This window comes from Pseudomonas sp. S3_G06 (assembly GCF_054667565.1).
Window position 1 is genome coordinate 130,693 of record NZ_CP162738.1, and the last position, 25,137, is coordinate 155,829.

Below are 25,137 nucleotides of genomic sequence, written 5' to 3' on the forward strand. Positions count from 1 at the left end.
CCTCTAGCAGCTCCTCTTCATGTTCAACTGACCTGAGCCGCCCGAAGCGGCTCAGGTCAGTCGAACATGAAGAGCGCATCGTTACAGAACTGCGCTTCAAACCGTCCCGCCGGCATAGGCCGGCCGAACAGATATCCCTGCACCTCATCGCAGCCATGCTCGCGCAGGAAGTCCAGTTGCTCATGGGTTTCCACACCCTCGGCGATTACCGCCAGGTTCAGGCTGTGGGCCATGGCGATGATCGCCCGGGCGATCTGCGCGTCCTGTTCCCCGGACGGCAGGCCGTCGACGAAAGTACGGTCGATCTTCAGCACGTCGATCGGGAATTGCTTGAGGTAGTTCAGCGATGAATAACCGGTGCCGAAGTCATCGACCGCGATGCTCAGGCCGAGGTTCTTCAGCCCGGCAAGAATCTGCATTGCCTCGCTGACTTCGCGCATCAGGATACTTTCGGTCAGCTCCAGCTCCAGACACGCCGGCGGCAGGCCGGTTTCGCGCAGGATCGTCGCGATTCGCGTGCCCAACTGGCCGTCGGAGAACTGCCGCGCGGAAATGTTCACCGAGACCTTCGGCACCCGCACCCGTTGCTGGTGCCAGGTTTTCAGCTGTCGACAGGCCTCGCTGATGACCCAGTCGCCAACGTCCACCACCAGACCAAGCTCTTCCAGCACCGGAATGAAATCCCCCGGCGGCACCAGCCCGCGACGCGGATGGCGCCAGCGCAGCAGCGCTTCGGCGCCGGTCAGGCGCTTGCCGTCGCCACTGAACTGCGGCTGGTAATACAGGACGAATTCGTTCTGCTCCAGCGCATGGCGCAGATCGCTTTCCAGTTCCAGACGCTCCAGCGCGCTGGCGTTCATGTCGGCCTGATAGAACTGGAAGTTGTTCTTGCCGCGTTCCTTGGCGTGGTACATCGCCGTGTCGGCGTTTTTCATCAACTGGCTGAGTTCATTGCCGTCCTGCGGACTCAGGGCGATGCCGATACTGGCGGTGACGAAGAACTCGCGGCCCTCGAGCACGAACGGCCGCACCAGGCTGGCGAGAATCTGCTCGGCTACGTGAATCGCCCGGTTCAGCGCCAGTTCGCGGTTGGAACGATGCTGCAGCAGCAAGGTGAATTCGTCGCCGCCCATGCGCGCCACGGTGTCATCGTCATCGACGCAGGCCAGCAGGCGCGTGGCCATGTCCTTGAGCATGCGGTCACCGGCGGCGTGGCCGAGGGAGTCGTTGATCGGTTTGAAACGGTCGAGGTCGAGGAACATCAGCACCACCCACGACTTCTGCCGTTCGGCCGCTTGCAGCGCGGTGTGCAGACGATCCTGGAACAGCGTGCGGTTCGGCAGGTGGGTGAGGGCGTCGTAATAGGCGAGGCGGTGGATGCGCTGCTCGCTGGCCTTGCGCTCGCTGATGTCGCTGAAGAAACACACGTAGCTGGCCAGATCGCCCTCGTCGTCGAGCACGGCAGTAATGCCGACCCACGCCGGGTAATGCTCGCCGTTACGGCGCTTCATCCACACTTCGCCTTCCCAGGTGCTGTGCTCGTGCAACTGCTTGAGCACGTAGCGCAAGTGCGCGTCCTGCTGCTCGTCGACGGTGAGCATGTTCGGCAACTGGTCGAGCACTTCGCCGACGCTGTAGCCGCTGACCCGACTGAACGCTTCGTTGGCCTGGACGATGTAGCCGGCCGGGTCGGTGATCAGGATCGCCGAAGTCGAGTGCTCGAATACCGTGGCGGCCATGCGCAGATCTTTTTCGGCACGGCGCTGCTGGCTGATATCGCGGCCGACACCGAGCACGCCTTCGAACGCGCCGTGTTCGTCCCACACCAGCACCAGGCGCAGTTCGATCGGAATCTTGCGGCCGTCGGCGCGCAGGCAATCGAAGAGGAACAGCTGCGTTTGCACCTGACTGCGCAGCAATGCCAGTTGCTCGGGCTTGTCCAGCGCCTTGCTGACGCGGTCCATCAGCACATGAATGCCGTTCAGTTGCCCGGGATTGGCGATGATCGATTGCCAGCCGTTCTGGAAAATCCATTCGGCGTTGTAACCGAGCACGGCCTGCACCGAGGGGCTGACATAGTTCAGCGAGAGCTTGCTGTCGGTGGAGAAAATCACGTCGCTGATGCTTTCGGCGAGCATGCGGTAACGCTGCTCGCTGTCACGCAGCGATTCGCTGGCCTCGATCTGTTCGGTGATGTCCTTGGCGACGCCGATGATCCGCGTGACCTGATCGTGCTTGTCCCGTGCCAGCGCCTGTTCACGGATGTCGAAGCGCCGCCACTTGCCGTCGCGATGGCGGAAGCGCAATTGGCATTGCAACAATTGGCTGTAACCGGCGTGACGCTGCAACTGCCGCGAGCGATGGTAATAGTCGGCGTCTTCCGGATGCAGAAGGATTTCCCAGAAGTATTCGCCCATCTGATGCAGTTCAGTGCGGTTGTAGCCCAGGGTCTGGCCGAGGTGGTGGTTGCTGAAAATCATCCGCTGGCTGATCACGTCCTGCACATACAGATGATCCGGTACGGTGCGCACCACGTCCGACCAGAAACCTTCGCGCTCCAGCAGCGACAGCTCGATCAGCTTGCGGCTGGTGATGTCGTTGATGCTGAGAATCACCGCTTTATAGTCGTGCTGCTCGCTCGGCAGGCGCAGGACCATCCACAGGTGCTGGTCGCGGCCATTGCTGTTGGGCAGTTTGATTTCCAGTTCCAGCTGCTTCTGCTGCTGCAGGACGGCGTCGAGGATCTGCTGACCGATCGCGCACTGCGGATGGCGCTGGCCATCGATCAGCAGTTGCCAGGCATCGTCGCAGGAATGCACATCGAGCAGTTGCAGGGCGACCTGGTTGACTTCGGTGACGCGCATTTCCGCGAGCAACTGCTGGCGCTGCTGCGGTTGGTCGAGCCAGGCCTTGAGCTGGTCACTGGTCTGGATCTGCGCCTTGTCGAACATCTGCTTGAGGCCGGACAGGTCAAGCACGCACAAGGCCACGCCGGTGCCTTCGAAAATATCCTGATAACGCCGCCGGCCTTCATGCACCTGGCGCTGGCGCCGACGCATGTTCAGCAGCGCGATCACCGGCAACATCGAGAACGCCAGGCCGAGCAGGCATTTGCCGATGAATGCCGGCAGCAATTCTTCCAGTACGCGCTGGCGGTCGAACAGCCCGCGCAGTTGCCAGTCGCTGCTGCTCAGCGGCACGGTCAGCACGGTGTTGGCGACATCGTCAGGCGTCAGCCCGCCAGCCTTGACCGAGGGCAGCCCGGCGTCGCGGCTGATGATCTGGTGATTGAGGCGGTTTTCCACCAGCCACAGCGGGCGCAGGGCGGTGGCGTCCTGTTTGGTCAGCGAATCGAAGAAGGTTGGCGTCAGGCGCAAGGCCCAGTAACCGCGACTGCTGCCGCTGGCCTGATGCAGTAGCAGATGCACCACCGAGCCGTCATCGGCATTGCTGAAGTAATGCGCCTGGGCACGGCTGCGGCGCACCAGTTCGGTCAGGTAATCGGCGTCGGAACTGTCGGTGGCGCTGTCGCTGATGATGCGGCCGGAGGGCGAGAGCAGGGCCATGCTGCGAAGATCGGGCAGCGAGCGTTGCAGTTTGCGCAGGAGCATCTGCTGTTCGTCGGCAGTTTGCGGTTGTTCGACGATCGGTAGCAGATTGAGGGCGATTTGCGCATTCAGCGCCATGTTCAGGCTGACCTGAGCGGCGAGGTCGGCGGTGTAATCGATGGTGTACTGGCGCTGGTTCTTCTGGGTTTCACGCAATTGATCGAGCAATTGCCAGAACAGCAACGCGAGCAATAACAGCACGAGGGTGGCCAGCGCACCCTTTAATGTCCCGCGCAGGGGCGAGCCGGGCGCCGGTGGGGTGCTGCTCACAGAGGCTGGCGGAGTGACATTGGTCAAGCTGTGATCCTGCGATTTGGCTGGACTGGCGCGACGTGCACTATAAGCCGGACGCCCGAAGGGCGGCTAGCATGCCTTGACTCGTGGCGAAGTGCCAGCCCCTCGCGGCTGGACTGCCTTCCAGCATTAAGGTAGCTTTGCCGGTTAGACCGGGGGCGTTCCAGCCCCTACAATCAGACTTTTTCCAGCGCGCACGCATTGATCGCGATCAAGTGAACGACGCGCACAGTCTGGCCAGGCATCGCCTGCGCTCCAATCATTCATCTGTCACTGACCCAAGGTTCTCCATGGCTCAATACGTCTTCACCATGCATCGGCTGGGCAAAGTTGTTCCGCCGAAGCGGGAAATTCTCAAGAACATTTCTCTGTCCTTCTTCCCCGGCGCCAAGATCGGCGTGCTCGGCCTCAACGGTTCGGGTAAATCCACGCTGCTGAAAATCATGGCCGGCGTCGACACCGAGTTCGAAGGCGAAGCCCGTCCGATGCCGGACCTGAACATCGGTTACCTGCCGCAAGAGCCGCAGCTCGACCCTGCCAAGACCGTACGTGAAGTGGTCGAGGAAGCGGTCAGCGTGATCAAGGATGCGCAAGCGCGTCTGGACGAGGTCTACGCGGCCTACGCCGACCCGGATGCCGACTTCGACAAGCTTGCTGCTGAACAGGCCAAGCTCGAAGCGATCCTGCAGGCCAGCGACGGCCATAACCTTGAGCGCCAGCTGGAAGTTGCTGCCGATGCGCTGCGTCTGCCAGCCTGGGACGCGAAAGTCGAACACCTGTCCGGTGGTGAAAAGCGCCGTGTCGCCCTGTGCCGTCTGCTGCTGTCCGCGCCGGACATGCTGCTGCTCGACGAACCGACCAACCACCTGGATGCCGATTCGGTGGCGTGGCTGGAGCATTTCCTCCACGACTTCCCGGGCACCGTGGTCGCGATCACGCACGACCGCTACTTCCTCGACAACGTCGCCGGCTGGATTCTGGAACTCGACCGCGGCGCGGGCATTCCTTACGAGGGCAACTATTCGGGCTGGCTCGAAGCCAAGTCCGACCGTCTGGCCCAGGAATCCAAGCAACAGTCGGCTCATGAAAAAGCCATGAAAGAAGAACTGGAGTGGGTGCGCAAAGGCGCCAAGGCCCGCCAGTCGAAATCCAAGGCACGTCTGCAACGCTTCGAAGAAATGCAATCGCAGGAATTCCAGAAGCGCAGCGAGACCAATGAGATCTACATCCCGGCCGGTCCACGCCTGGGCGACAAGGTCATCGAATTCAAGAACGTCACCAAGGGCTACGGCGATCGCGTGCTGATCGACAACCTGTCGTTCTCCATGCCGAAGGGCGCCATCGTCGGCGTGATCGGCGGTAACGGTGCCGGTAAATCGACGCTGTTCCGCATGCTGATGGGCAAGGAAACCCCGGATTCGGGCAGCATCGAAATCGGTGAAACCGTGCAGCTGGCCTGCGTCGACCAGAGCCGCGAAGACCTCGACGGCAGCAAGACCGTGTTCCAGCAGATTTCCGACGGTTCCGACCAGATCCGCATCGGCAACTACGAGATCCCGTCGCGCACCTACGTCGGCCGCTTCAACTTCAAGGGAGGCGATCAGCAGAAGTTCGTCAAGGATCTGTCCGGCGGTGAGCGCGGTCGTCTGCACCTGGCGCTGACCCTGAAGGAGGGCGGCAACGTCCTGCTGCTCGACGAACCGTCCAACGACCTCGACGTGGAAACCCTGCGTTCGCTGGAAGAAGCCCTGCTGGACTTCCCGGGCGCCGCCATTGTGATCTCTCACGATCGGTGGTTCCTTGACCGTGTCGCCACGCACATCCTGGCGTACGAGGACGACTCGCAAGCGGTGTTCTTCGAAGGCAACTACACCGAGTACGAAGCCGACCGCAAAAAACGCCTCGGCGAAGCAGCGGCCCAGCCACACCGGGTACGTCACAAGAAACTGGCCTGATTCGGTTGGTTGCAGAAAGAGCGGAGCCTTCGGGCTCCGCTTTTATTTGCCCTGGGCTTTTCCTGATAAACCGAGTTGCGGCTTTCGCGAGCAGGCTCGCTCCCACAGGGGTAACGCAATCCAAATGTGGGAGCGAGCCTGCTCGCGAAGACGGTGTAACTATTGGTGCAAGTCTTGAATCTGTGCTCCCCGCTCAGGTGCAAAAACGCATCAAAAACCCCTCGGATTTATATCCTGTGCACCATTTAATTTCATAACTGCGACATTCTGCTCTGTTCCTGTGCGCAATTCGTTTGTTACAGTCCGGCCCAATCTCCTCCAACGACAATAAATTTGCCGAGACTTTGCCCATGATCGAATCCGTCGAATCCTTCCTTGCGCGCCTGAAAAAACGCGACCCGGATCAACCCGAATTCCACCAGGCTGTCGAAGAAGTCCTGCGCAGTCTGTGGCCGTTTCTTGAAGCCAATCCGCATTACCTGACTTCAGGCATTCTCGAGCGTATCTGCGAGCCGGAGCGTGCGCTGGTGTTTCGGGTGTCGTGGGTCGACGATCAGGGCAAGGTCCAGGTCAATCGCGGCTTCCGTATCCAGATGAACAGCGCCATCGGCCCGTACAAGGGCGGCTTGCGTTTTCATCCGTCGGTGAACCTCGGCGTGTTGAAATTCCTCGCCTTCGAGCAGACCTTCAAGAACTCGCTGACTTCCCTGCCCATGGGCGGCGGCAAGGGCGGTTCGGACTTCGATCCCAAGGGCAAGAGCGATGCTGAAGTCATGCGCTTCTGCCAGGCATTCATGAGCGAGCTGTATCGCCACATCGGTGCTGACGTCGACGTGCCGGCCGGTGACATCGGCGTCGGTGCGCGGGAAATCGGTTTCCTCTTTGGCCAGTACAAGCGCCTGAGCAACCAGTTCACCAGCGTCCTCACCGGCAAGGGCATGACCTACGGCGGCAGCCTGATTCGCCCGGAAGCCACCGGTTTCGGCTGCGTGTACTTCGCCGAAGAAATGCTCAAGCGCCGCGGGCAGAGCGTGGAAGGCAAGCGCGTGGCGATTTCCGGTTCCGGCAACGTTGCCCAGTACGCGGCGCGCAAAGTGATGGACCTGGGCGGCAAGGTGATTTCCCTGTCCGATTCCGAAGGCACGCTTTACTGCGAAGCAGGACTGAGCGAAGAACAGTGGCTGGCGCTGCTGGAGTTGAAGAACGTCAAACGTGGGCGCATCAGCGAACTGGCAAGCGCCCATGGTCTGGAATTCCGCGCCGGCCAACATCCGTGGTCGCTGCCGTGCGACATCGCGCTGCCCTGCGCGACGCAGAACGAACTCGACGCCGAAGCCGCGCGCACTCTACTGCGCAATGGCTGCGTCTGTGTAGCTGAAGGCGCGAACATGCCGACCACGTTGGCGGCTGTGGATATCTTTATCGAGGCCGGCATTCTGTTCGCACCGGGCAAGGCGTCGAATGCGGGCGGCGTGGCCGTGAGCGGTCTGGAGATGTCGCAGAACGCCATGCGCCTGCTGTGGACGGCGGGCGAGGTCGACAGCAAGCTGCACGCGATCATGCAGTCGATCCACCACGCCTGCGTGCATTACGGCGAAGACAACGGTCAGATCAATTACGTCAAAGGCGCGAACATCGCCGGTTTCGTCAAAGTCGCCGATGCGATGTTGGCGCAAGGCGTGGTTTAAGCCGGTTCGATGCGGATCACTTCGATCAGTTGATCGCCGGCAGGCCGCTGCCAGAGCACTTCATCGTTGAGCCGGGCGCCGAGCAAGGCCCGGCCCAGCGGTGAGGCCCAGTTGATCAGGCCCTGACTGGCGTCGGCCTGATCCTCGCCGACCAGTTGCACGCGGTGTTCGGTGTCGTGTTCATCGGCATAAGTCACCCAGCTACCGATCTGCACCTTGTCGGTGGAAGTCGCAGCGACTGCAACTTGGGCGCTGCTCAGGCGTTGAGTGAAATAACGCAGATCCCGTTGCAGATCGGCCAAGCGTTGCTTGTCGGCCTGCTCGCCCTTGGCCGTTTGCTCGGCGTGCAGGCTTTGCAGCTCGGTGACTTTCGCCTGCAATTGCGCCAGACCTTGCGGGGTGACGTAGTTGGGCTGCGTGCTGACCTGACGTTCGACCGGCTGATCGGCCTGCGCGGCGGCGTTGTCTTCGTTGACGAATGCGCGACTCATGAAGTCCTCCTGTTAAAGGATTTGGGCCATGATTGCCGGCATTTGGTTTCACTGGATGTCTGCAAGCGACCTATTGCGAGCGATAGGCCCGCCCGACGTCCTGGTCCTTCTGCTGCTGCCAGGCGCGTTCGCGTTCGTCCCAATGCTCGTTGCGATATTGCTCGCGATCCCTGTTTTCCAGCATCGCCTGACATTGGCGGAAGCCGTCGACCCAGCCGTCGGCGTATTGCTGGTCCTTGAGATAGCGCGGCACATTTTTGCGAAACTCACCGCTGATCGAGCCCGCCGCTTGCCGGCCGCTGACGCAACCGTCATCGAAACCGTCGGCGAAGGCCGGTGGATAACCCTTGGCGATCAAGTCTTCATGGGTGGTCTGGCAACCGCCCAGCGCCATTACAACACCCAACAACCCCACGCACCGCCACATCGCACTCTCCCGCGCCGATACTCGGCTCATAAGGAAAGTCTAGAAGGGGATTCATGAGGCGGCTGTCGAACGCCTGTGAAAAATCCATTGCACACCACAAAGCCCCTGTGGGAGCGAGCCTGCTCGCGAAGGCGTCGTGTCAGGCAACACTAATATTGACTGACCCACCGCTTTCGCGAGCAGGCTCGCTCCCACAGGGAGATTTACACAGGCTCGGGATCAGTAGTGATACCACTTCACTTCAAGCATGACTTCCGTTTCCGGGCTGGCGAGCTGGCTGAATTCACGTTGCGCGCTCAAGCGCAAACCGAGGTTGCGCGACAGCTCCCACTGCTGATTCAGGCTCAGGCTGCGGCGTACTTCGCCGTTGAAGAAGTAGTCGCCCTTGGCCTCCAGGCTCAGATTGCCCAGCGGGTTTTTCCACAGCACGCCGGTGTTGAAGCCACCGGCCGGGGAAACAAACTCGGCGAAGTCATTGTTGTGTTCCACGCGCACCGTGCCCAGCGCAAAGCCGAGCACGTCTTCGCCCAACTGCCACGTGCCGCCGCCGCCACCGTTGACATGGCTGACCAGCGTTTCGTCGTCATGCTTGCCCGGCACGCGCTCAAGGCCACCGGTGACTTGCCACGACAATGGTTGCAGCAGCTCGTTGCGCGGTGTCAGCGAACGAATGGTCGCCAGATCCAGTTGCTGTAGCTGCCAGTCATTGCCTTCGTATTGGCGCAGCTTCAGTTGCAGGATCTCAATCTGCGCGCCGAGAGGAAAGCTTTCGGCGTTGTCATTGAGGTCGTGATAAGCCATGCGCAGGCCATATTCGCCGAACGCGCGATCGCCGCGCGTACCGAGGCCTGCCTGCCAGGTGCGGGACTCGTGGCCATCTTCGGGCAGACCGGGTTGCGGAATTTCCAGCTCCGGCGCCGGGTTCTTGTTGATCGCCCGCAGCAGTTCGAAACTGCGCTGCGCTCGTTGCGGGTCGCGCTCCTGACCGTTGGCGCGGTAGCGCTCCAGACGATAGGCGGCGTCGACGATCAGCGCCTGACGTGCGCGCGGCAGGGCTTTGAACGTTGGCTCTTGCAGGACTTTTTGATCGGCGCTGACTTTCAGCACCCATTGCTGTTCATCATCACTCAACGGCTCGGCGCGGCTGAGCAGCTCACGTTCGCGGGACGGGCGATATTCGATGTGCTCGACCAACCCGGCCTCTTTCACCGCTTTGACGGTGTCGGTCGGGATCGCGGTCAGCGGGAATTGTTCGGTCAGGCGCAGGCTCGGCCGCGCCACTTGCAGCAGTTCCAGCAAGCGATACGAGCAGTTTTCATCAAAGAAGAAATAGTCGAACTGGATCTGCTTGAGCTCCCACACATGTTCGACCATGCGTGCGGTTTCTTCCTGAGTCAGGTTGAGGCGGTATTCCCACAGATCGCGGTTTTCCAGGCTGCGGTATTCCGACAGTTTTTCCTGGTACGGCACCAGCGCGAACAGCCCCGGGTAGCCGCCCATCAAGCCTTTCCAGGCATACAGAATGCTGTTGTCCGAGCCTTCGATGTAGGCGCCGAAGTTGATCGCGTAGCTGAGCAGAGAGGTCTTGTCGGCCTGCACATCCGCCTGATCGATGCGCAGCAGGGTGTGGCCGAACATCGACGACGGGCTGTTGAGATACGCCGCCGGGAAAATCATCACCGCGCTGTGCGGCGAGACGTCCTTGAACCATTGCTTGTATTCGGCGCATTCCGGCGCTGGCAGGTCAGCGAGATTGAGCTGCGCTTTCAGCCAGCGCGTGCGCGCCGGGTATACACATTGTGCGTGCTGCTCGCCGAGGCTGGCCGGGGCGAACAGCGCCTGCACGGTGGCGGCCAGTTCGCGGTCCGGATGCTCGTTGCCGTCGGGCGCGAGAAAGAACTTCTTGTCGCTGACATAGCTGCGCCAGCCGCCAAGCTTGGCGGTTTCGTAATGACCGAGGGAAATCCAGAAGCGGTCGTTGGCCAGTTGCTGCAAACGTTGAGGATCGATGTGAGGCGCGGCGGACAGCGGGGCGCAGACACAGAGCGCCAGCCAGGCAAGGCGTTTGAGCATAGGTGGCAACTTAAGTCGAAAGAAAAAAAATCCCGGATCGGGGGTAATCACTGCACCCTGTGGCGAGGGGATTTATCCCCGCTGGGCTGCGAAGCGGCCCCATAAGCTGTGTCACCAATGCGTCGGATACATCGCATGCACAGGTTTTACGACTGCTTCGCAGCCGAACGGGGATAAATCCCCTCGCTACAGACCGTATTCAAAATAAAACCCGCTTCCCGAAGGAAGCGGGCGGGGTCGAGCTTAAGCCTGAGTTGCGTACTTGGCCAGACGTGGGTCCGACTTCAGTACTGCCAGGGTGTTGGTATGCACGTCTTCAGCGGTCACGTCAGCCTTGCTGAAGATCTGCTGGAAGTGCTCGTGGGTCACTTGCGCGAAATGCGCGCGATCTTCCGGTGCTACGCCCAGTACCACGGCATAGGTGGTCAGCGCTTCGCCGTTGCCTTTGGCCATGTCTTCGGACAGCTCGTTCATCATGCCATTCATGGCGAACCAGGATTTGCCGCCATAAGTCAGGGACGCGTTGGTCGAGCAGCCGTTGGTGCCGGAAGTCATACCGAAGGTAGCGTTACCGGAAGTGCCGTTGGTGGTGGAAGCAAGGAAGTGCGCCGGAGTGCCACGCTGACCTTCGAACAGCATGTTGCCCCAACCGCAATCCGGGCCGCCCGGGGCTTGCGCCATTGCGTTGATGGATACAGCGGTGAAGAGAGTACCGAGAAGAATCCGTTTCATAGCTTTGTTCTCTTTATGTGCATACCAATGGACAGGGTTCTGGCCCTTCGCGCTCTGCCCGAGGACAAAGCCGAAAGTGTCAGTGGGCCGGTATTAGTTCCAGCCGCGCAGTTTGGAGTTTAGGCACGTTCCAGCGGTTCCGTGACTTTTTGCAAAATATTTGGAATAAACCTCTGATTTATCGGGACCCGTCGGCCGGCCGCGCGCTTGTCTATGCTTTGTCATGTGGCGCGCCTTGCCAGTGGGGCACGGGCAGCGCCAGAATGCCGCTACCTGCCCCGCCTGATTGTTAAGGAAGCCCGATGCCTGATCCTGTTGCTGCCAGCCTGCGTCTTGCGCCCGAAGCGCTGACTCGTCCGTTTTCCGCTGAACAGTTCAGCTTCAATAGCACCAATGATCTGGAGCCCTTTCGCGGTGTGCTCGGCCAGGAACGCGCGGTCGAAGCCTTGCAGTTCGGTGTGGCGATGCCACGCCCCGGTTACAACGTATTCGTCATGGGCGAGCCCGGCACTGGCCGTTTCTCGTTCGTCAAACGCTACCTGAAAGCCGAAGGCAAGCGCCTGCAGACCCCGGCGGACTGGGTCTACGTCAACAACTTCGATGAGCCGCGCGAACCGCGTGCACTGGAGCTGCCATCGGGCACGGCGGCCTCGTTCATCGGCGACATCAACGGCCTGATCGACAACCTGCTGGCGACTTTTCCAGCAGTTTTCGAACACCCGTCCTACCAGCAGAAAAAAAGCGCCATCGACCGCGCCTTCAATCAGCGCTACGACAAGGCGCTGGACATCATCGAGCGCCTGGCCCTGGAAAAAGACGTCGCCCTGTACCGCGACAGCAGCAATATCGCCTTCACCCCGATGCTCGACGGCAAGGCCCTGGATGAAGCCGAATTCGCGCAGCTGCCGGAAGCCGAGCGCGAGCGTTTTCACGATGACATTTCCGGCCTCGAAGAGCGCCTGAACGAAGAACTCGCCAGCCTGCCGCAGTGGAAGCGCGAGTCGAACAATCAACTGCGTTCGCTCAACGAAGAAACCATCACCCTGGCCTTGCAGCCGTTGCTGGCGCCGCTGTCGGAGAAGTACGCAGAGAACGCCGGGGTCTGCGGTTACCTGCAAGCGATGCAGGTCTACCTGCTGAAAACCGTGGTCGAACAACTGGTCGACGACAGCAAGACCGACGCCGTCGCGCGCAAGTTGCTGGAAGAACAATACGCACCGAGCCTGGTGGTCGGGCATCCGGCCAGCGGCGGTGCACCGGTGGTGTTCGAACCGCATCCGACCTACGAAAACCTGTTCGGCCGCATCGAGTACACGACCGATCAGGGCGCGCTCTACACCACTTACCGGCAGTTGCGTCCGGGTGCGCTGCACCGCGCCAATGGTGGTTTCCTGATTCTCGAAGCGGAAAAAATGCTCAGCGAGCCGTTCGTGTGGGATGCGCTCAAACGCGCCCTGCAATCGCGCAAACTGAAAATGGAATCGCCGCTGGGCGAGATGGGCCGCTTCGCTACCATGACCCTGAACCCGCAGCACATTCCGCTGCAGGTCAAAGTCATCATCATCGGTGCGCGGCAGCTGTATTACACGCTGCAGGATCTCGATCCGGACTTCCAGGAGATGTTCCGCGTTCTGGTCGACTTCGACGAAGACATCCCGATGGTCGACGAAAGCCTCGAGCAGTTCGCCCAGCTCCTGAAAACCCGCACTTCGGAAGAAGGCATGGCGCCGCTGACCGCCGATGCGGTGGCGCGGCTGGCGACCTACAGCGCACGGCTGGCCGAGCATCAGGGGCGCTTGTCGGCGCGCATTGGCGATCTGTTCCAACTGGTCAGCGAGGCGGATTTCATTCGCCATCTGGCCGGCGATGAAATGACCGACGCAGGCCATATCGAACGCGCCCTGAAAGCCAAGGCCACCCGCACCGGGCGGGTCTCGGCGCGGATTCTCGACGACATGCTCGCCGGGATCATCCTCATCGACACCGATGGCGCGGCAGTCGGCAAGTGTAACGGGCTGACGGTGCTGGAGGTCGGCGATTCGGCGTTCGGCGTGCCGGCGCGGATTTCCGCCACGGTCTACCCGGGCGGCAGCGGCATCGTCGACATCGAGCGTGAGGTCAACCTCGGCCAGCCGATTCACTCCAAAGGCGTGATGATTCTCACCGGTTATCTGGGCAGCCGTTACGCCCAGGAATTCCCGCTGGCGATCTCGGCGAGCATTGCGCTGGAACAGTCGTACGGTTACGTCGACGGCGACAGCGCATCGCTGGGCGAGGCGTGCACGCTGATTTCGGCGCTGTCGAAAACCCCGCTCAAGCAATGTTTTGCCATCACCGGTTCGATCAACCAGTTCGGCGAAGTGCAGGCAGTCGGCGGGGTCAACGAGAAGATCGAAGGCTTCTTCCGCCTCTGCGAAGCACGCGGTCTGACCGGCGAGCAGGGCGCGATCATTCCCCAGGCCAACGTCGCCACGCTGATGCTCGATGAGAAAGTCCTCGCCGCCGTGCGCGCCGGGCAGTTCCATGTGTATGCGGTGCGTCAGGCCGATGAGGCGCTGAGCCTGCTGGTGGGCGAGCCGGCCGGGGAGCCGAACGCCGATGGCGAATTCCCCGAAGGCAGCATCAATGCCCGAGTGGTCGAGCGCCTGCGCGATATCGCCGAGATGATCAGCGAAGAGGACCTGAAAGAGGCCGAGAAGGAACTGGCGCAGGAGGCTCTCGCCGAAGCCAAACCGGCCTGATCAGTTCACGCCAGACCCTGTGGGAGCGAGCCTGCTCGCGAAAGCGCTGTATCAGTCGACGAATGAGTCGGCTGATCCATCGTCTTCGCGAGCAGGCTCGCTCCCACAATTTCTTTTCCAGATTGATCTCTGCGGGGATCTTCGGGGAATGTGCCACTACTCTGGCGCCAATATTCACACAATGACCATTCGGCGCCTTCTGGTTCCATTTGGCTTGCGCGGGACACTTTTCTTCTATTCTCAGGTCAAGGATATCGACAGTATCACTGGATCGAGCCAGTCCTCCCGTGGGGGCTGAATACCGGCTTTACCGAGGGTCGCCGCCATGTCGCGCAACCTCTGTCTCACCCGTCAATGCCTGGGTCTGGTGACCCGGATCGAATGCGCCGTCAAGCCGCTGGCCGGCGACAACGGCATGTGGACGCTGCTCTTCGCGGCCGGCATGGCCGGCGAACAACCTTCCGCGATCAAAGCCCAGGGCCCGTTCCACGGCCCGGTCGCGGCCGAGTCGATTCTCGACACCATCGTTGAAAGCCTGACCTTGCATGGTTACGAACTGGCCGATGATCCGCAGATCTGGAGCCTGCACTTGCAAGCGCAGTTACGGCAGATCAACGGCGGCCGTGGGCGCAGTCTCAACGGTTAAGGCGCCGTCTGGTCCGCCGGCGCCTTGTCGAGCTTGACCTCAAAGCCGTATTGCACGGTGGCGAGGTCGGTGCGCTGATAGGTTTCCACGCGAGTCGGGCGTCCGTAAAAATAGTGCACGCCGAGTAGCGCCGGGCCTTCGGTGCTGGCGTCGTGGCTGACCGAAAGAATCTGCTTGAGGTAATGGCCACTGTCGTCCTTGACGAAGAAACGCCATTCGTTGGCCGGGAAGGTTTTCAGGTCGACTACCAGCGTGTTGTCCTTGATCGCCAGGCCTTTGGGCAATGACTGCGCGTCGTAGGATTGCTTCGCCACCGTGGCCAGGAACAACGGCATCGAGCCCACGGCAATCGCCGGGGTTTCCGGAAACAAGTTCAGATCATAAGTAATCGTCGCTTGCAGCGGATCGACCTGGTACGCCTCGGGCGGCAGTTCGATCGGCTCGTCGAGTTTGCCGCCGCGCTTTTCCGTGAAGAAGGTCACGGGACTGACGCCGGGGTTGAGTTCGTCGCCAAGCAATTCGTCATTGAAGGTGCGGCGGTGGGAAAACTCGATACGCGCCGCGCTCGGCTCTTCCACCGATTGATGAATGCGCACGCCGGCCTTCAATTGTTCCTCAGTCAGGTCCGCGCCTTTGAGCCAGTTGGCGGCGAGATCGTCATACACCACCACGGGCAGGTCCAGCGGCTGCACGGCTTTGGCCGTGGTGTGCGGATTGAAGGTGCGCACCGGCAGATCCAGGGATTTGCGCGTCACCGTCGCCGAGGAGAAGTCGAGCACGCTGACTTCCAGTGTCTCGATCGGGCCGTGGAAATACACCTTGTTGTAGCGACGCGGGTGGTCTTTCTCGAAGGCTTGCTGGTCGTCGCTGAGCTGTTTTTCCAGGGTGTCGCTCCAGCTCTTCTGCTTCTGTAACTGCGTGAGTTGTTTCTGGTAAAACGCGACCTGCTCTGGGCTTTCGTTGATCGAACCGGCGCGCACCAGGTATTGGCCGCTGGCGTCGCGGGCCTGGACGATCAGCGGATTGATCCGGGTTTCGGCGACTTCCGCTGCCAGCGGCAGGCTGTTGCTGACTTCGACCTCGGCATAGTTCTTTTCCAGCTTGAGCAGTTTGACGCTGAGGTTGTCGTTCGTGCGGGTCTGGCCGACGTCTTTCTGTGTCAGGTCGAAACTGTACAGGCGACGTGGCGCGATCACTTCGACCTGGCCTTGCAGGCTGACCGGTTGCGGCAGGCTTTTTTTGTCGACGTTGAGGCCATCGATGAACGGGTAGGTCACCGTCAGGTCATCGGGGTTGGTCACGTTGGAGCTGGACGGGCTGAGCTGAATGCCGGGGTCGGTTTCCGACCACTCCGGCTGCCAGGCGATCACGCGTTTGTTGCTCAGCGTCACCGAGTGCCACTCGATGCCGTGCGGGAACAGGAACCCGCCGGGAATGTTCAGGTTGAACGGGAATACCGGTTGCAGATCGGTCAGGTAATCCGAGCTGGCGTCCTTGTGCAGCACGAACAGACCGTTGATGAAGGTATCGACCAGCGCTTGCGGGGTAGGGTAGTGCTTGAGCACGGCGAGGGCGTCTGCGCCGTATTCGGTGTGCGGCGCGATGTCGTCGAGCTTGAGCCGGGCGCGTTCGAGCAACAGCAGCGAGCCGCCGAGTTCGGTGATGGCGTCCTTGAGCTTGGGATCGCTGATCGTGTCCAGTGACTGTTCGAAGGTGGCGGTCTTTTCGTCGAGGTTGGCGACTTGTTTTTCATCGCCGGGCGAGCAACCGCCGATGAGCAAGGCGAGGCAGATACCGGCAGTCGTCAAGGCTGATCGCACATCCATTTCCACGCGTCCTGTCCACTGTCATTGGGCTGTCAATGCTTTGGACACTAGCAGAAAAACTTTGTCACACACACGCAGGTGGCGGATTTTCCGGCGGTTTCTGGCTGTCACAGCGGGCTGTTATACTCGCCGCCATTTCCAGCCCCTTGTGTGAGAGTCAATGGAACGCTTTATCGAAAATGCAATGTACGCCACCCGCTGGCTGCTGGCGCCGATCTACATCGGCCTGTCCCTCGGTCTGCTGGCGCTGGCATTGAAGTTCTTCCAGGAAATCATCCATATCCTGCCCAACGTCTTCGCCATGGCTGAATCGGATCTGATTCTGGTGCTGCTGTCGCTGATCGACATGGCGCTGGTGGGCGGTCTGCTGGTGATGGTGATGATTTCCGGCTACGAGAACTTCGTCTCGCAACTGGACATCGACGAAGGCAAAGAGAAGCTCAGCTGGCTGGGCACCATGGACTCGTCGTCGCTGAAGATGAAAGTCGCGGCGTCGATCGTGGCGATTTCTTCGATCCATCTGCTGCGCATCTTCATGGATGCCAAGAACGTCGATCCCGAGCATCTGATGTGGTACGTGATCATTCACATGACTTTTGTGGTGTCCGCGTTTGCCATGGGTTACCTGGACAAGGTCACCAAGCACTGATCAGCCGATCAAGGCAAAAAAACCGCCCGTCTGTTGCGAAACAGACGGGCGGTTTCGTTTGTGGCTTGTGCTTTCAAGCGCAGCGGCCTATGCCTGTAACGGTGCGATTCGCCACGGCGTGAGGTGCTTCCATGAACCTGCAAGAGTTGAACGCGTTTGCTGTTGCCAAAAAGGTCGACGAGTTGAACCTGATCTCCATGGAAGGAGGCATTTACCTGTTGGAAGCGAGGATGCATGGGACGGCGTATCCGTTGAGCGATCTCAAGGGCAATATGCTGACGCTGCGCTCAGTGGAGCACGCGCGGGATCTGCTGCATGCCTTCCCGGTTCTGCCATTCAACCTTGTGCACACCTCAGTCCATGACGAAATGTGCGGGCTGGTCGCTGACCTCGATGAAAGCCTGAAAGTGCCGCTCGCCTGGCGCTCGGCCCTGTAGGCTCGGCCCCAAGTCCGGGGTATCTGTGCTAGTCTGCTCGCCCTTTTGGTTCCGGGCGCGCCGGGACGCGCTGTGCACGCACGGCAAGTCCTGTGGCCGTCCGCACAGCGGAGCAGTGTCATGTCCGAAGTAAATCTGTCCACCGACGAAACCCGCGTCAGCTACGGTATCGGCCGTCAACTCGGCGACCAGCTGCGCGACAACCCGCCACCGGGTGTCAGCCTGGACGCGATCCTGGCCGGTCTGACCGACGCTTTCGCCGGCAAGCCAAGCCGTGTTGGCCAGGAAGAAATGTCCGCCAGCTTCAAAGTGATCCGCGAGATCATGCAAGCCGAAGCAGCTGCCAAGGCTGAAGCTGCGGCTGGCGAAGGCCTGGCCTTCCTCGCCGAAAACGCCAAGCGTGACGGCATCACCACCCTGGCTTCCGGCCTGCAATTCGAAGTACTGACTCAGGGCGACGGCGCCAAGCCGACCCGTGAAGACCAGGTGCGTACGCATTACCACGGCACGCTGATCGACGGCACTGTGTTCGACAGCTCCTACGAGCGCGGCCAGCCTGCAGAATTCCCGGTTGGCGGCGTGATCGCTGGCTGGACCGAAGCGCTGCAACTGATGAATGCCGGCAGCAAATGGCGCCTGTACGTGCCGAGCGAACTGGCTTACGGCGCCCAAGGCGTCGGCAGCATCCCGCCGCACAGCGTTCTGGTGTTCGACGTCGAGCTGCTCGACGTTCTGTAATACCGAGCCTGCCTTGATGGCGGGCTACAAAATGTGGGAGCGAGCTCGCTCGCGAAGGCGGTTTTTCAGTCGACTCATTCGTTGACTGATTTATCGCTTTCGCGAGCAAGCTCGCTCCCACAGGTTTTTTTAATGCTGCTCATATTTCGATCTTGTTGTGCAGCTCATTGGTCGGGCGCAACGCCCGGGCATAGCAGAACAGGAACAGATTGCGCACCAGCTCCTTGAGCACCAGCGGCTCGCTGGAATTGAGGCTGCTGACGTCCAGATCGCCTTGATCCTGCAGCTCATGCAAGGCTTCTTCTTCAAGCACTGCGCAGACTTCGCCGGTTTCCCGATGGAGGATTCTGAGGTAAGGGTGTGGGCGATCCAGCCAGGCGTCGATCAAATAAGTCATGGGGTTCATCTCCTTGAAAGGTTTCAATGAGAATAATTCTTATTCATCAAATAGCAAGTGCCTATTGGCGGATCGTGGAGTTTTCCGGGTAAAGGTTGTGTCAGGTCAAAATGACTGGCTGATGGCCATGCGCGGATTCATTGAGCCGAAGCGGGGAGGGCAAAGCTCCATCCCACGGCTGGCGCAGGATGGATGACGCAAGGCTCAGACTTTTCTGACGAACTCGGATTTGAGCTTCATCGGACCGATGCCGTCGATCTTGCAGTCGATGTCGTGATCGCCATCGCACAGGCGGATGTTCTTGACCTTGGTGCCGACCTTGACCACCAGCGACGTGCCTTTGACCTTGAGGTCCTTGATCACGGTGATGGTGTCGCCGTCCTGCAGGACGTTGCCGACCGAATCTTTCTTCACGGCATCATCAGCCGCCACTTCGGCTTCGCCGCTGGCAGACCACTCGTGGGCGCACTCGGGGCAGACCAGTTGGGTGCCGTCTTCGTAGGTGTATTCGGAATTGCATTTCGGGCAGGGTGGCAACGTGCTCACTAAGGTTCCTTAGGTATCAGGAGGGCTAAAGGGCGCACATTGTATAGGGTTTTAGCTTTTCAGGCAGGCAAAAGCAAAAGATCGCAGCTTCGACAACCCCCGTAGGAGCTGCCGAAGGCTGCGATCTTTTGATCTTGTTTCAGCAATATCAGTGCGTGCGGGCGACCGCGAACTCGCTCAGTTCCACCAGCGCATCTCGGTATTCGCTAGCGGGCAGCGCCTCGAGGCACTTGATCGCGCGTGCCACGTAATCGCGGGCCAGCTGCGCGGTGTACTCCAGCGAGCCGGACGCTTCGACGGCGATGCGGATGCTTTCCAGGTCTTCGATCCCGCCTTTCTGGATCGCCTGACGCACCAGTGCCGCCTGTTCGGCCGTACCTTCGCGCATGGTGTAGATCAGCGGCAGGGTTGGCTTGCCTTCGGCCAGATCGTCGCCGACGTTCTTGCCCAGGGTTTCCGCGTCGCCTTTGTAATCGAGCAGGTCATCAACCAGCTGGAACGCCACACCCAGGTGATCGCCGAACGTGCGCAGGGCTTCGCTCTGCTCGGCGGTCGCGCCAGCCAGGGCGGCGGCGCTGTGGGTCGAGGCTTCGAAGAGCATCGCGGTCTTGCCGCGGATGACTTCCATGTAGGTTTCTTCGCTGGTGCTGGCGTCACGCACCTTGGACAGCTGCAACACTTCGCCTTCAGCGATGATCCGCGTGGCTTGAGACAAAATCTTCATCACCGGCATCGAGCCCAGTTCGACCATCATTTCGAACGAGCGCGAATACAGGAAGTCGCCGACCAGCACGCTCGGGGCGTTGCCCCACATGGCGTTGGCGGTGGAGCGGCCACGGCGCATGCCGGACATGTCGACGACGTCGTCATGCAGCAGGGTCGCGGTGTGCAGGAATTCGATGGTGGCGGCCAGCAGGCGCATGTCGTCGCCTTCGCGACCCAGGGCCTTGCCACACAGCAACACTAATAAAGGACGCAGGCGTTTGCCGCCGGCCGACGTGATGTAATCGCCGATTTTCGATACCAGCGGCACTCGAGACGTCAGCTGCTTCTTGATGATGCCGTCGACGGCGCTAAAATCGTCCGCCACCGCGCGGTAGAAAGCTTGGGGTTGCATCAGCGAGAGTCGCTCCAGAAGGGTTGCGCGGCATGCTAGGACCCCCACCCAGACCTGTCAAGGCACGATCAGGCACTGTGAAAGCTGCTGCGCTCGGCAATCCTGCGTCAAAAACAGGCTCGGAATGCTCATTTACAACCCGTAAACTCCGCTTCCTCGCCTGTTTTTTCCTTGTCTTGCCTTCGCTCGCGACGCTTTCACAGTGCCTGTCGGCCACTTGCGCGAGGCAGATTGCTTGCGTACAATCGCGCACCCTGAACTTCCTGGGCAGCACCTGCCTTACGCAATTGCACTTGGGCCGTTCCAGCCCCATGCAGCCATGCCAGCCAATACCTCTTCTTATAAAGAGCTGGGTGAGCAGGATTATCGGAGAAATACCATGTACGCAGTAATCGTTACCGGCGGTAAGCAATACAAGGTCGCTGAAGGTGAATACCTGAAGATCGAAAAACTGGAAATCGCTACTGGCGAATCCGTGACTTTTGATCGCGTTCTGCTGGTCGCCAACGGCGACGACGTGAACATCGGCGCACCAGTTGTTGCTGGCGCAACCGTCAAGGCTGAAGTGATCTCCCAAGGTCGTCACGATAAAGTCCGCATCATCAAGTTCCGTCGCCGTAAGCACCACATGAAGCGTATGGGCCACCGCCAGTGGTTCACCGAGATCAAAATCACCGGTATTCAGGCTTAATTACAGCCTAATTCCTCACTAGGAGAATTGAACTCATGGCACACAAAAAAGCTGGTGGTAGTACCCGTAACGGTCGCGACTCAGAAGCCAAACGCCTTGGCGTGAAGATGTATGGCGGCCAGGTCATCAAGGCCGGCAACATCATCGTGCGTCAGCGCGGCACCCAATTCCACGCTGGCTACGGCGTTGGCATGGGCAAGGATCACACTCTCTTCGCTAAAATCGAAGGCGTGATCAAGTTCGAAGTAAAGGGCGCCTTCGGTCGTCGTTACGTGAGCGTAATCGCGGCTTAATCGCGAGATCGCTGGAGAAGCCCTGTCTTGCGACGGGGCTTTTTCGTTTGTGGGGTGAGTCTCTTGCAAAGCTGTTTGTATGGGCTGTCGGCGTGCGATGCAGGTCGTGTCTTGGGGTCGCTGCGCTCATTTTTGCAAGAGTCTTATGTCTTGATTGTTTTTCGGCTCGTCCGTACGGCGAGAGGCGTTGGTTATGAAGTTTGTTGATGAAGTATCGATTCGCGTAAAGGCCGGTGACGGTGGCAACGGTGCCATGAGTTTCCGCCGGGAAAAATTCATTGAAAACGGCGGCCCGAACGGCGGTGATGGCGGTGACGGCGGTTCCATCTACATGATGGCCGACGAAAACCTCAACACCCTGGTCGACTACCGTTACACCCGTCACTTCGATGCCGAGCGTGGCTCCAACGGCGGCAGCACCGACTGCACCGGCAAGAAGGGCGAAGACCTGATCCTGCGCGTGCCGGTCGGCACCACCGTGATCGACTCTGCCACTCAGGAAGTCATCGGCGACCTGACCAAGGCCGGTCAGAAACTGATGGTAGTGCAGGGCGGCTGGCACGGTCTGGGCAACACCCGTTTCAAATCCAGTACCAACCGTGCACCGCGTCAGACCACGCCAGGCAAGCCGGGCGAGCAGCGCGACCTGAAACTGGAAATGAAAGTGCTGGCCGACGTCGGTCTGCTGGGCTTGCCGAACGCCGGTAAAAGTACCTTTATCCGTTCGGTCTCGGCCGCCAAGCCGAAAGTCGCCGACTACCCGTTCACCACGCTGGTGCCGAACCTGGGTGTGGTCAGCGTCGATCGTTGGAAGAGCTTCGTCATTGCCGACATTCCGGGTCTGATCGAAGGCGCTTCCGACGGTGCCGGCCTGGGCATTCGCTTCCTCAAGCACCTGGCGCGTACGCGTCTGCTGCTGCACCTCGTCGACATGGCGCCGCTGGATGATTCCAGTGCTCCGGACGCGGCTGAAGTGATCGTCAACGAGTTGATCAAGTTCAGTCCGTCGCTGGCCGAGCGTGATCGCTGGCTGGTGCTGAACAAGTGCGACCAGATCCTTGAAGAAGAGCACGATGCTCGGGTCAAGGAAATCGTCGATCGTCTGGAGTGGACCGGTCCGGTGTACGTGATCTCGGCCATCGCCAAGATCGGTACCGAGCGTCTGTGCCACGACATCATGCGTTACATGGAAGACCGTGCCGATCGCCTCGCCGCAGATCCTGCGTACAAGGAAGAGTTGGCCGATCTCGATCAGCGCATCGAAGACGAGGCCCGTGCGCAGTTGCAGGCGCTGGATGACAAGCGTGCCCTGCGTCGCAGTGGCGTGAAGTCGGTCCATGACATCGGCGACGATGACTGGGACGAAGAAGATGTGGATGACGAAGACGGTCCGGAAATCATTTACGTGCGTGACTGATCCGTTGCGATAAACTTGAACGCCGCTCAATCGAGCGGCGTTTTAGTATCCGGAAATCGATCGTTGGTCAGCAATCGCCACGATTAACGTCACGGGCAGTGCCAGGTCGCGCTGCCCTCAAGCTAAGGTTGAAGATGATGCGGAGCAAGGTGACAGGTGCGCAGCGTTGGGTCGTGAAGATCGGCAGCGCTTTGCTGACAGCTGACGGCAAAGGGCTGGATCGCGCGGCAATGAGTGTCTGGGTCGAGCAGATGGTGGCGCTGCATGAGGCGGGCGTCGAGCTGGTGCTGGTGTCCTCCGGGGCGGTGGCGGCCGGCATGAGTCGCTTGGGCTGGACCGCACGACCCAGTGCCATGCACGAGCTCCAGGCGGCCGCTGCAATCGGTCAGATGGGGCTGGTGCAGGCGTGGGAGTCGAGCTTCGCCGAGCATGGCCGGCACACTGCGCAGATTCTCCTGACCCACGACGACCTCTCCGACCGCAAGCGCTACCTCAACGCCCGCAGTACCTTGCGTGCACTGGTCGAGCTGAAGGTCATTCCGGTGATCAATGAAAACGACACTGTGGTCACCGATGAAATCCGTTTCGGCGACAACGACACGCTGGCGGCGCTGGTGGCCAATCTGGTCGAGGCCGATCTGCTGGTGATCCTTACCGATCGCGACGGCATGTTCGACGCCGATCCGCGCAACAATCCCGAAGCGCAGCTGATTTATGAAGCGCGCGCCGATGATCCGACGCTTGATGCGGTCGCCGGCGGTACCGGCGGTGCGCTGGGGCGTGGCGGCATGCAGACCAAGCTGCGCGCGGCGCGACTGGCAGCGCGTTCCGGTGCGCACACCATCATCGTCGGCGGGCGGCTTGAGCGCGTGCTTGATCGTCTCAAGGCGGGCGAGCGCATCGGCACGCTGCTATCGCCGGAGCGCGGCATGCTTGCGGCGCGCAAGCAGTGGCTGGCCGGTCATCTGCAAACCCGTGGCACTCTGGTGCTGGATGAGGGAGCGGTGTCGGCGTTGTCCAAGGGCAACAAAAGTCTGCTGCCGGTGGGGGTGAAGCTGGTTCAAGGCAGTTTCCGTCGCGGTGAGATGGTCGTCTGCATAGCGCCGGATGGTCGGGAGATCGCTCGGGGTCTGGCCAATTACAGCGCCCTGGAAGCGCAAAAAATCATCGGTCAGTCGTCGGATGCGATTGTCGGTTTGCTCGGTTACATGGCGGAGCCGGAACTGGTTCACCGTGACAACCTGATTCTGGTCTAAGGAAAATTCGATGCGTGTAGCGAAAGGATTGTTGGGCCTGCTGATGGCCATGCCATTGCTGGCCTCGGCCGAGGAAATCGGTCAGGTGTCGACGGTGTTCAAGTTTGTCGGGCCGAATGACCGGATCGTGGTCGAGGCGTTCGATGATCCGAAAGTCGAAGGCGTGACCTGCTACCTGTCACGCGCCAAGACTGGTGGAGTGAAGGGTGGTCTCGGTCTGGCCGAGGATCGTGCTGAGGCGTCGATCGCTTGTCGCCAGGTCGGGCCGATCAAGTTCAAGGGTGAGCTGAAGGATGGCGATGAGGTGTTCAAGGAGCGCACTTCGCTGGTGTTCAAGACCATGCAGGTGGTGCGTTTCCTCGACAAGAAGCGCAACACGCTGGTGTACCTGGTCTACAGCGATCGCTTGATCGAGGGCAGTCCGCAGAATGCGGTCACGGCCATCCCGATCCTGCCGTGGGTGCCGGTCCAGCAATAAGCGTCATCAATCCGAACTGTGGGAGCGAGCCTGCTCGCGAAGAGGTCATGTCGGTCGATAGAAATATCAACTGGCAGATCGCATTCGCGAGCAGGCTCGCTCCCACATTTTTTTGCCTGTAGCTTGTTAAATCACAGGCAATAAAAAACCGACCCTGAGGTCGGTTTTTTAATGACTACGTCGATTAAGCGGCTTCTTTCAGCGCTTTGACGTGGCCATTCAGACGGCTCTTATGACGAGCAGCCTTGTTCTTGTGGATGATGCCTTTATCGGCCATACGGTCGATAACTGGCACAGCCAGAACGTATGCAGCTTGAGCTTTTTCAGCGTCTTTTGCGTCGATGGCCTTAACTACATTCTTGATGTAGGTACGAACCATGGAACGCAGGCTGGCGTTGTGGCTGCGACGCTTCTCAGCCTGTTTTGCACGTTTTTTGGCGGAAGGTGAGTTGGCCACCGTCGAGCTCCTCGAAAGACTTTTTAGGAAATAGCAAACAAAATAGGCCGCGAATCATGCCGATGAAGACTTGTCTTGTCAAGGGCACTTGAATCGTTCCGCTAAGTGGTAGGTATAAAGAGGCGGGATATTTATTTCCGGCGCTTGACCTGTAAACTCGCGAGCTTTGGCTCTGTGCTG

The 25,137-nt window shown here is 60.1% G+C and carries 22 protein-coding genes; 12 read left to right on the forward strand and 10 right to left on the reverse strand.

Going from position 1 to position 25,137, the window contains the following annotated elements; all coding sequences use genetic code 11:
- Positions 1-56: 56 nt before the first annotated feature.
- On the reverse strand, positions 57-3,905 hold the full coding sequence (gene morA, locus AB4N47_RS00605; RefSeq protein ID WP_110603143.1) for a cyclic di-GMP receptor MorA: 3,849 nt from the start codon (positions 3,903-3,905) through the stop codon (positions 57-59).
- 287 nt (positions 3,906-4,192) lie between these two features.
- Here morA and ettA point away from each other — a divergent pair, with 287 nt between their 5' ends.
- Both ettA and gdhA read left to right on the forward strand, forming a co-directional pair.
- Positions 4,193-5,857 (forward strand): energy-dependent translational throttle protein EttA, encoded by a 1,665-nt coding sequence (gene ettA, locus AB4N47_RS00610; protein WP_016773108.1) that lies wholly within the window; start codon positions 4,193-4,195, stop codon positions 5,855-5,857.
- 350 nt (positions 5,858-6,207) lie between these two features.
- On the forward strand, positions 6,208-7,545 hold the full coding sequence (gene gdhA, locus AB4N47_RS00615) for an NADP-specific glutamate dehydrogenase (protein ID WP_339101022.1): 1,338 nt from the start codon (positions 6,208-6,210) through the stop codon (positions 7,543-7,545).
- Here gdhA and AB4N47_RS00620 read toward each other — a convergent pair.
- The 4 genes from AB4N47_RS00620 to AB4N47_RS00635 all read right to left on the reverse strand — a co-directional run bounded on the left by AB4N47_RS00620 (position 7,542) and on the right by AB4N47_RS00635 (position 11,268).
- A complete protein-coding gene (locus AB4N47_RS00620) occupies positions 7,542-8,036 on the reverse strand; it encodes a GreA/GreB family elongation factor (RefSeq protein ID WP_324175794.1) in 495 nt (164 codons plus the stop codon). The genes gdhA and AB4N47_RS00620 overlap by 4 nt on opposite strands.
- 70 nt (positions 8,037-8,106) lie before the next feature.
- Positions 8,107-8,463, reverse strand: a complete 357-nt coding sequence (locus tag AB4N47_RS00625; protein ID WP_341639294.1) for a hypothetical protein — start codon at positions 8,461-8,463, stop codon at positions 8,107-8,109.
- A gap of 219 nt (positions 8,464-8,682) precedes the next feature.
- A complete protein-coding gene (locus AB4N47_RS00630; protein WP_125918161.1) occupies positions 8,683-10,536 on the reverse strand; it encodes an Lnb N-terminal periplasmic domain-containing protein in 1,854 nt (617 codons plus the stop codon).
- Between the two features lie 243 nt (positions 10,537-10,779).
- Positions 10,780-11,268: a DUF3015 domain-containing protein gene (locus AB4N47_RS00635; RefSeq protein ID WP_016773112.1), complete on the reverse strand. Its 489-nt coding sequence runs from the start codon at positions 11,266-11,268 to the stop codon at positions 10,780-10,782.
- Between the two features lie 302 nt (positions 11,269-11,570).
- On the opposite strand from AB4N47_RS00635, the gene AB4N47_RS00640 reads away from it, so the two are divergent.
- Together AB4N47_RS00640 and AB4N47_RS00645 are read left to right on the forward strand one after the other, a co-directional pair.
- The gene (locus tag AB4N47_RS00640) at positions 11,571-14,009 is read left to right on the forward strand and encodes a Lon protease family protein (RefSeq protein WP_341639223.1); all 2,439 of its coding nucleotides are present in this window, start codon (positions 11,571-11,573) and stop codon (positions 14,007-14,009) included.
- Between the two features lie 325 nt (positions 14,010-14,334).
- Positions 14,335-14,655: a PA4575 family protein gene (locus AB4N47_RS00645; protein WP_016773114.1), complete on the forward strand. Its 321-nt coding sequence runs from the start codon at positions 14,335-14,337 to the stop codon at positions 14,653-14,655.
- Here the strand turns inward: AB4N47_RS00645 and AB4N47_RS00650 are convergent.
- Positions 14,652-16,481 (reverse strand): hypothetical protein, encoded by a 1,830-nt coding sequence (locus tag AB4N47_RS00650; protein WP_341639222.1) that lies wholly within the window; start codon positions 16,479-16,481, stop codon positions 14,652-14,654. The two genes, AB4N47_RS00645 and AB4N47_RS00650, sit on opposite strands and share 4 nt — an antisense overlap.
- Before the next feature lie 160 nt (positions 16,482-16,641).
- On the opposite strand from AB4N47_RS00650, the gene AB4N47_RS00655 reads away from it, so the two are divergent.
- From AB4N47_RS00655 to AB4N47_RS00665, 3 genes are all read left to right on the forward strand, one after another.
- Positions 16,642-17,130 carry a TIGR00645 family protein gene (locus AB4N47_RS00655; protein WP_016773116.1) on the forward strand — a complete coding sequence of 163 codons (489 nt, stop codon included), beginning with the start codon at positions 16,642-16,644 and terminating at the stop codon, positions 17,128-17,130.
- Between the two features lie 131 nt (positions 17,131-17,261).
- Positions 17,262-17,567, forward strand: coding sequence for a DUF6482 family protein (locus tag AB4N47_RS00660; protein WP_110603155.1), 306 nt, complete (start codon positions 17,262-17,264; stop codon positions 17,565-17,567).
- A 120-nt stretch (positions 17,568-17,687) separates the two neighbouring features.
- Positions 17,688-18,305, forward strand: a complete 618-nt coding sequence (locus tag AB4N47_RS00665; protein ID WP_016773117.1) for an FKBP-type peptidyl-prolyl cis-trans isomerase — start codon at positions 17,688-17,690, stop codon at positions 18,303-18,305.
- Between the two features lie 139 nt (positions 18,306-18,444).
- Here the strand turns inward: AB4N47_RS00665 and AB4N47_RS00670 are convergent, their stop codons facing one another.
- From AB4N47_RS00670 to AB4N47_RS00680, 3 genes are all read right to left on the reverse strand, one after another.
- Entirely contained in the window at positions 18,445-18,702 is a 258-nt protein-coding gene (locus AB4N47_RS00670; RefSeq protein WP_016773118.1) for a PA4570 family protein, read from the reverse strand.
- 204 nt (positions 18,703-18,906) lie between these two features.
- The gene (locus AB4N47_RS00675; protein WP_016773119.1) at positions 18,907-19,248 is read right to left on the reverse strand and encodes a zinc ribbon domain-containing protein YjdM; all 342 of its coding nucleotides are present in this window, start codon (positions 19,246-19,248) and stop codon (positions 18,907-18,909) included.
- A gap of 148 nt (positions 19,249-19,396) precedes the next feature.
- On the reverse strand, positions 19,397-20,365 hold the full coding sequence (locus AB4N47_RS00680; RefSeq protein WP_016773120.1) for a polyprenyl synthetase family protein: 969 nt from the start codon (positions 20,363-20,365) through the stop codon (positions 19,397-19,399).
- A gap of 379 nt (positions 20,366-20,744) precedes the next feature.
- Between AB4N47_RS00680 and rplU the strand changes: the two genes are divergently transcribed.
- From rplU to AB4N47_RS00705, 5 genes are all read left to right on the forward strand, one after another.
- A complete protein-coding gene (gene rplU, locus AB4N47_RS00685) occupies positions 20,745-21,056 on the forward strand; it encodes a 50S ribosomal protein L21 (RefSeq protein WP_007924746.1) in 312 nt (103 codons plus the stop codon).
- A gap of 35 nt (positions 21,057-21,091) precedes the next feature.
- Positions 21,092-21,349, forward strand: coding sequence for a 50S ribosomal protein L27 (gene rpmA / locus AB4N47_RS00690; RefSeq protein ID WP_016773121.1), 258 nt, complete (start codon positions 21,092-21,094; stop codon positions 21,347-21,349).
- Positions 21,350-21,542: 193 nt separating this feature from the next.
- Complete coding sequence (gene cgtA, locus AB4N47_RS00695) at positions 21,543-22,766, forward strand: Obg family GTPase CgtA (protein ID WP_016773122.1); 1,224 nt, start codon at positions 21,543-21,545, stop codon at positions 22,764-22,766.
- A 137-nt stretch (positions 22,767-22,903) separates the two neighbouring features.
- Complete coding sequence (proB, locus tag AB4N47_RS00700) at positions 22,904-24,022, forward strand: glutamate 5-kinase (RefSeq protein ID WP_341639221.1); 1,119 nt, start codon at positions 22,904-22,906, stop codon at positions 24,020-24,022.
- Positions 24,023-24,032: 10 nt separating this feature from the next.
- Positions 24,033-24,500: a CreA family protein gene (locus AB4N47_RS00705; protein ID WP_039761698.1), complete on the forward strand. Its 468-nt coding sequence runs from the start codon at positions 24,033-24,035 to the stop codon at positions 24,498-24,500.
- 184 nt (positions 24,501-24,684) lie between these two features.
- On the opposite strand, the gene rpsT is transcribed toward AB4N47_RS00705, so the two are convergent.
- Complete coding sequence (gene rpsT, locus AB4N47_RS00710; RefSeq protein ID WP_003228351.1) at positions 24,685-24,957, reverse strand: 30S ribosomal protein S20; 273 nt, start codon at positions 24,955-24,957, stop codon at positions 24,685-24,687.
- Positions 24,958-25,137: the final 180 nt, after the last annotated feature.

Excerpts from the sequence above, each read along its gene's own strand:
- AB4N47_RS00655 (WP_016773116.1), top strand. The coding sequence starts at position 16,642 with ATGGAACGCTTTATCGAAAATGCAATGTACGCCACCCGCTGGCTGCTG.
- AB4N47_RS00660 (WP_110603155.1), top strand. The coding sequence starts at position 17,262 with ATGAACCTGCAAGAGTTGAACGCGTTTGCTGTTGCCAAAAAGGTCGAC.
- AB4N47_RS00620 (WP_324175794.1), bottom strand. The coding sequence starts at position 8,036 with ATGAGTCGCGCATTCGTCAACGAAGACAACGCCGCCGCGCAGGCCGAT.
- AB4N47_RS00670 (WP_016773118.1), bottom strand. The coding sequence starts at position 18,702 with ATGACTTATTTGATCGACGCCTGGCTGGATCGCCCACACCCTTACCTC.
- AB4N47_RS00625 (WP_341639294.1), bottom strand. The coding sequence starts at position 8,463 with ATGTGGCGGTGCGTGGGGTTGTTGGGTGTTGTAATGGCGCTGGGCGGT.
- AB4N47_RS00635 (WP_016773112.1), bottom strand. The coding sequence starts at position 11,268 with ATGAAACGGATTCTTCTCGGTACTCTCTTCACCGCTGTATCCATCAAC.
- AB4N47_RS00665 (WP_016773117.1), top strand. The coding sequence starts at position 17,688 with ATGTCCGAAGTAAATCTGTCCACCGACGAAACCCGCGTCAGCTACGGT.
- AB4N47_RS00705 (WP_039761698.1), top strand. The coding sequence starts at position 24,033 with ATGCGTGTAGCGAAAGGATTGTTGGGCCTGCTGATGGCCATGCCATTG.
- AB4N47_RS00650 (WP_341639222.1), bottom strand. The coding sequence starts at position 16,481 with ATGGATGTGCGATCAGCCTTGACGACTGCCGGTATCTGCCTCGCCTTG.
- proB (WP_341639221.1), top strand. The coding sequence starts at position 22,904 with ATGCGGAGCAAGGTGACAGGTGCGCAGCGTTGGGTCGTGAAGATCGGC.
- cgtA (WP_016773122.1), top strand. The coding sequence starts at position 21,543 with ATGAAGTTTGTTGATGAAGTATCGATTCGCGTAAAGGCCGGTGACGGT.
- AB4N47_RS00640 (WP_341639223.1), top strand. The coding sequence starts at position 11,571 with ATGCCTGATCCTGTTGCTGCCAGCCTGCGTCTTGCGCCCGAAGCGCTG.
- rplU (WP_007924746.1), top strand. The coding sequence starts at position 20,745 with ATGTACGCAGTAATCGTTACCGGCGGTAAGCAATACAAGGTCGCTGAA.
- AB4N47_RS00645 (WP_016773114.1), top strand. The coding sequence starts at position 14,335 with ATGTCGCGCAACCTCTGTCTCACCCGTCAATGCCTGGGTCTGGTGACC.
- gdhA (WP_339101022.1), top strand. The coding sequence starts at position 6,208 with ATGATCGAATCCGTCGAATCCTTCCTTGCGCGCCTGAAAAAACGCGAC.
- AB4N47_RS00630 (WP_125918161.1), bottom strand. The coding sequence starts at position 10,536 with ATGCTCAAACGCCTTGCCTGGCTGGCGCTCTGTGTCTGCGCCCCGCTG.
- ettA (WP_016773108.1), top strand. The coding sequence starts at position 4,193 with ATGGCTCAATACGTCTTCACCATGCATCGGCTGGGCAAAGTTGTTCCG.
- rpmA (WP_016773121.1), top strand. The coding sequence starts at position 21,092 with ATGGCACACAAAAAAGCTGGTGGTAGTACCCGTAACGGTCGCGACTCA.
- AB4N47_RS00680 (WP_016773120.1), bottom strand. The coding sequence starts at position 20,365 with ATGCAACCCCAAGCTTTCTACCGCGCGGTGGCGGACGATTTTAGCGCC.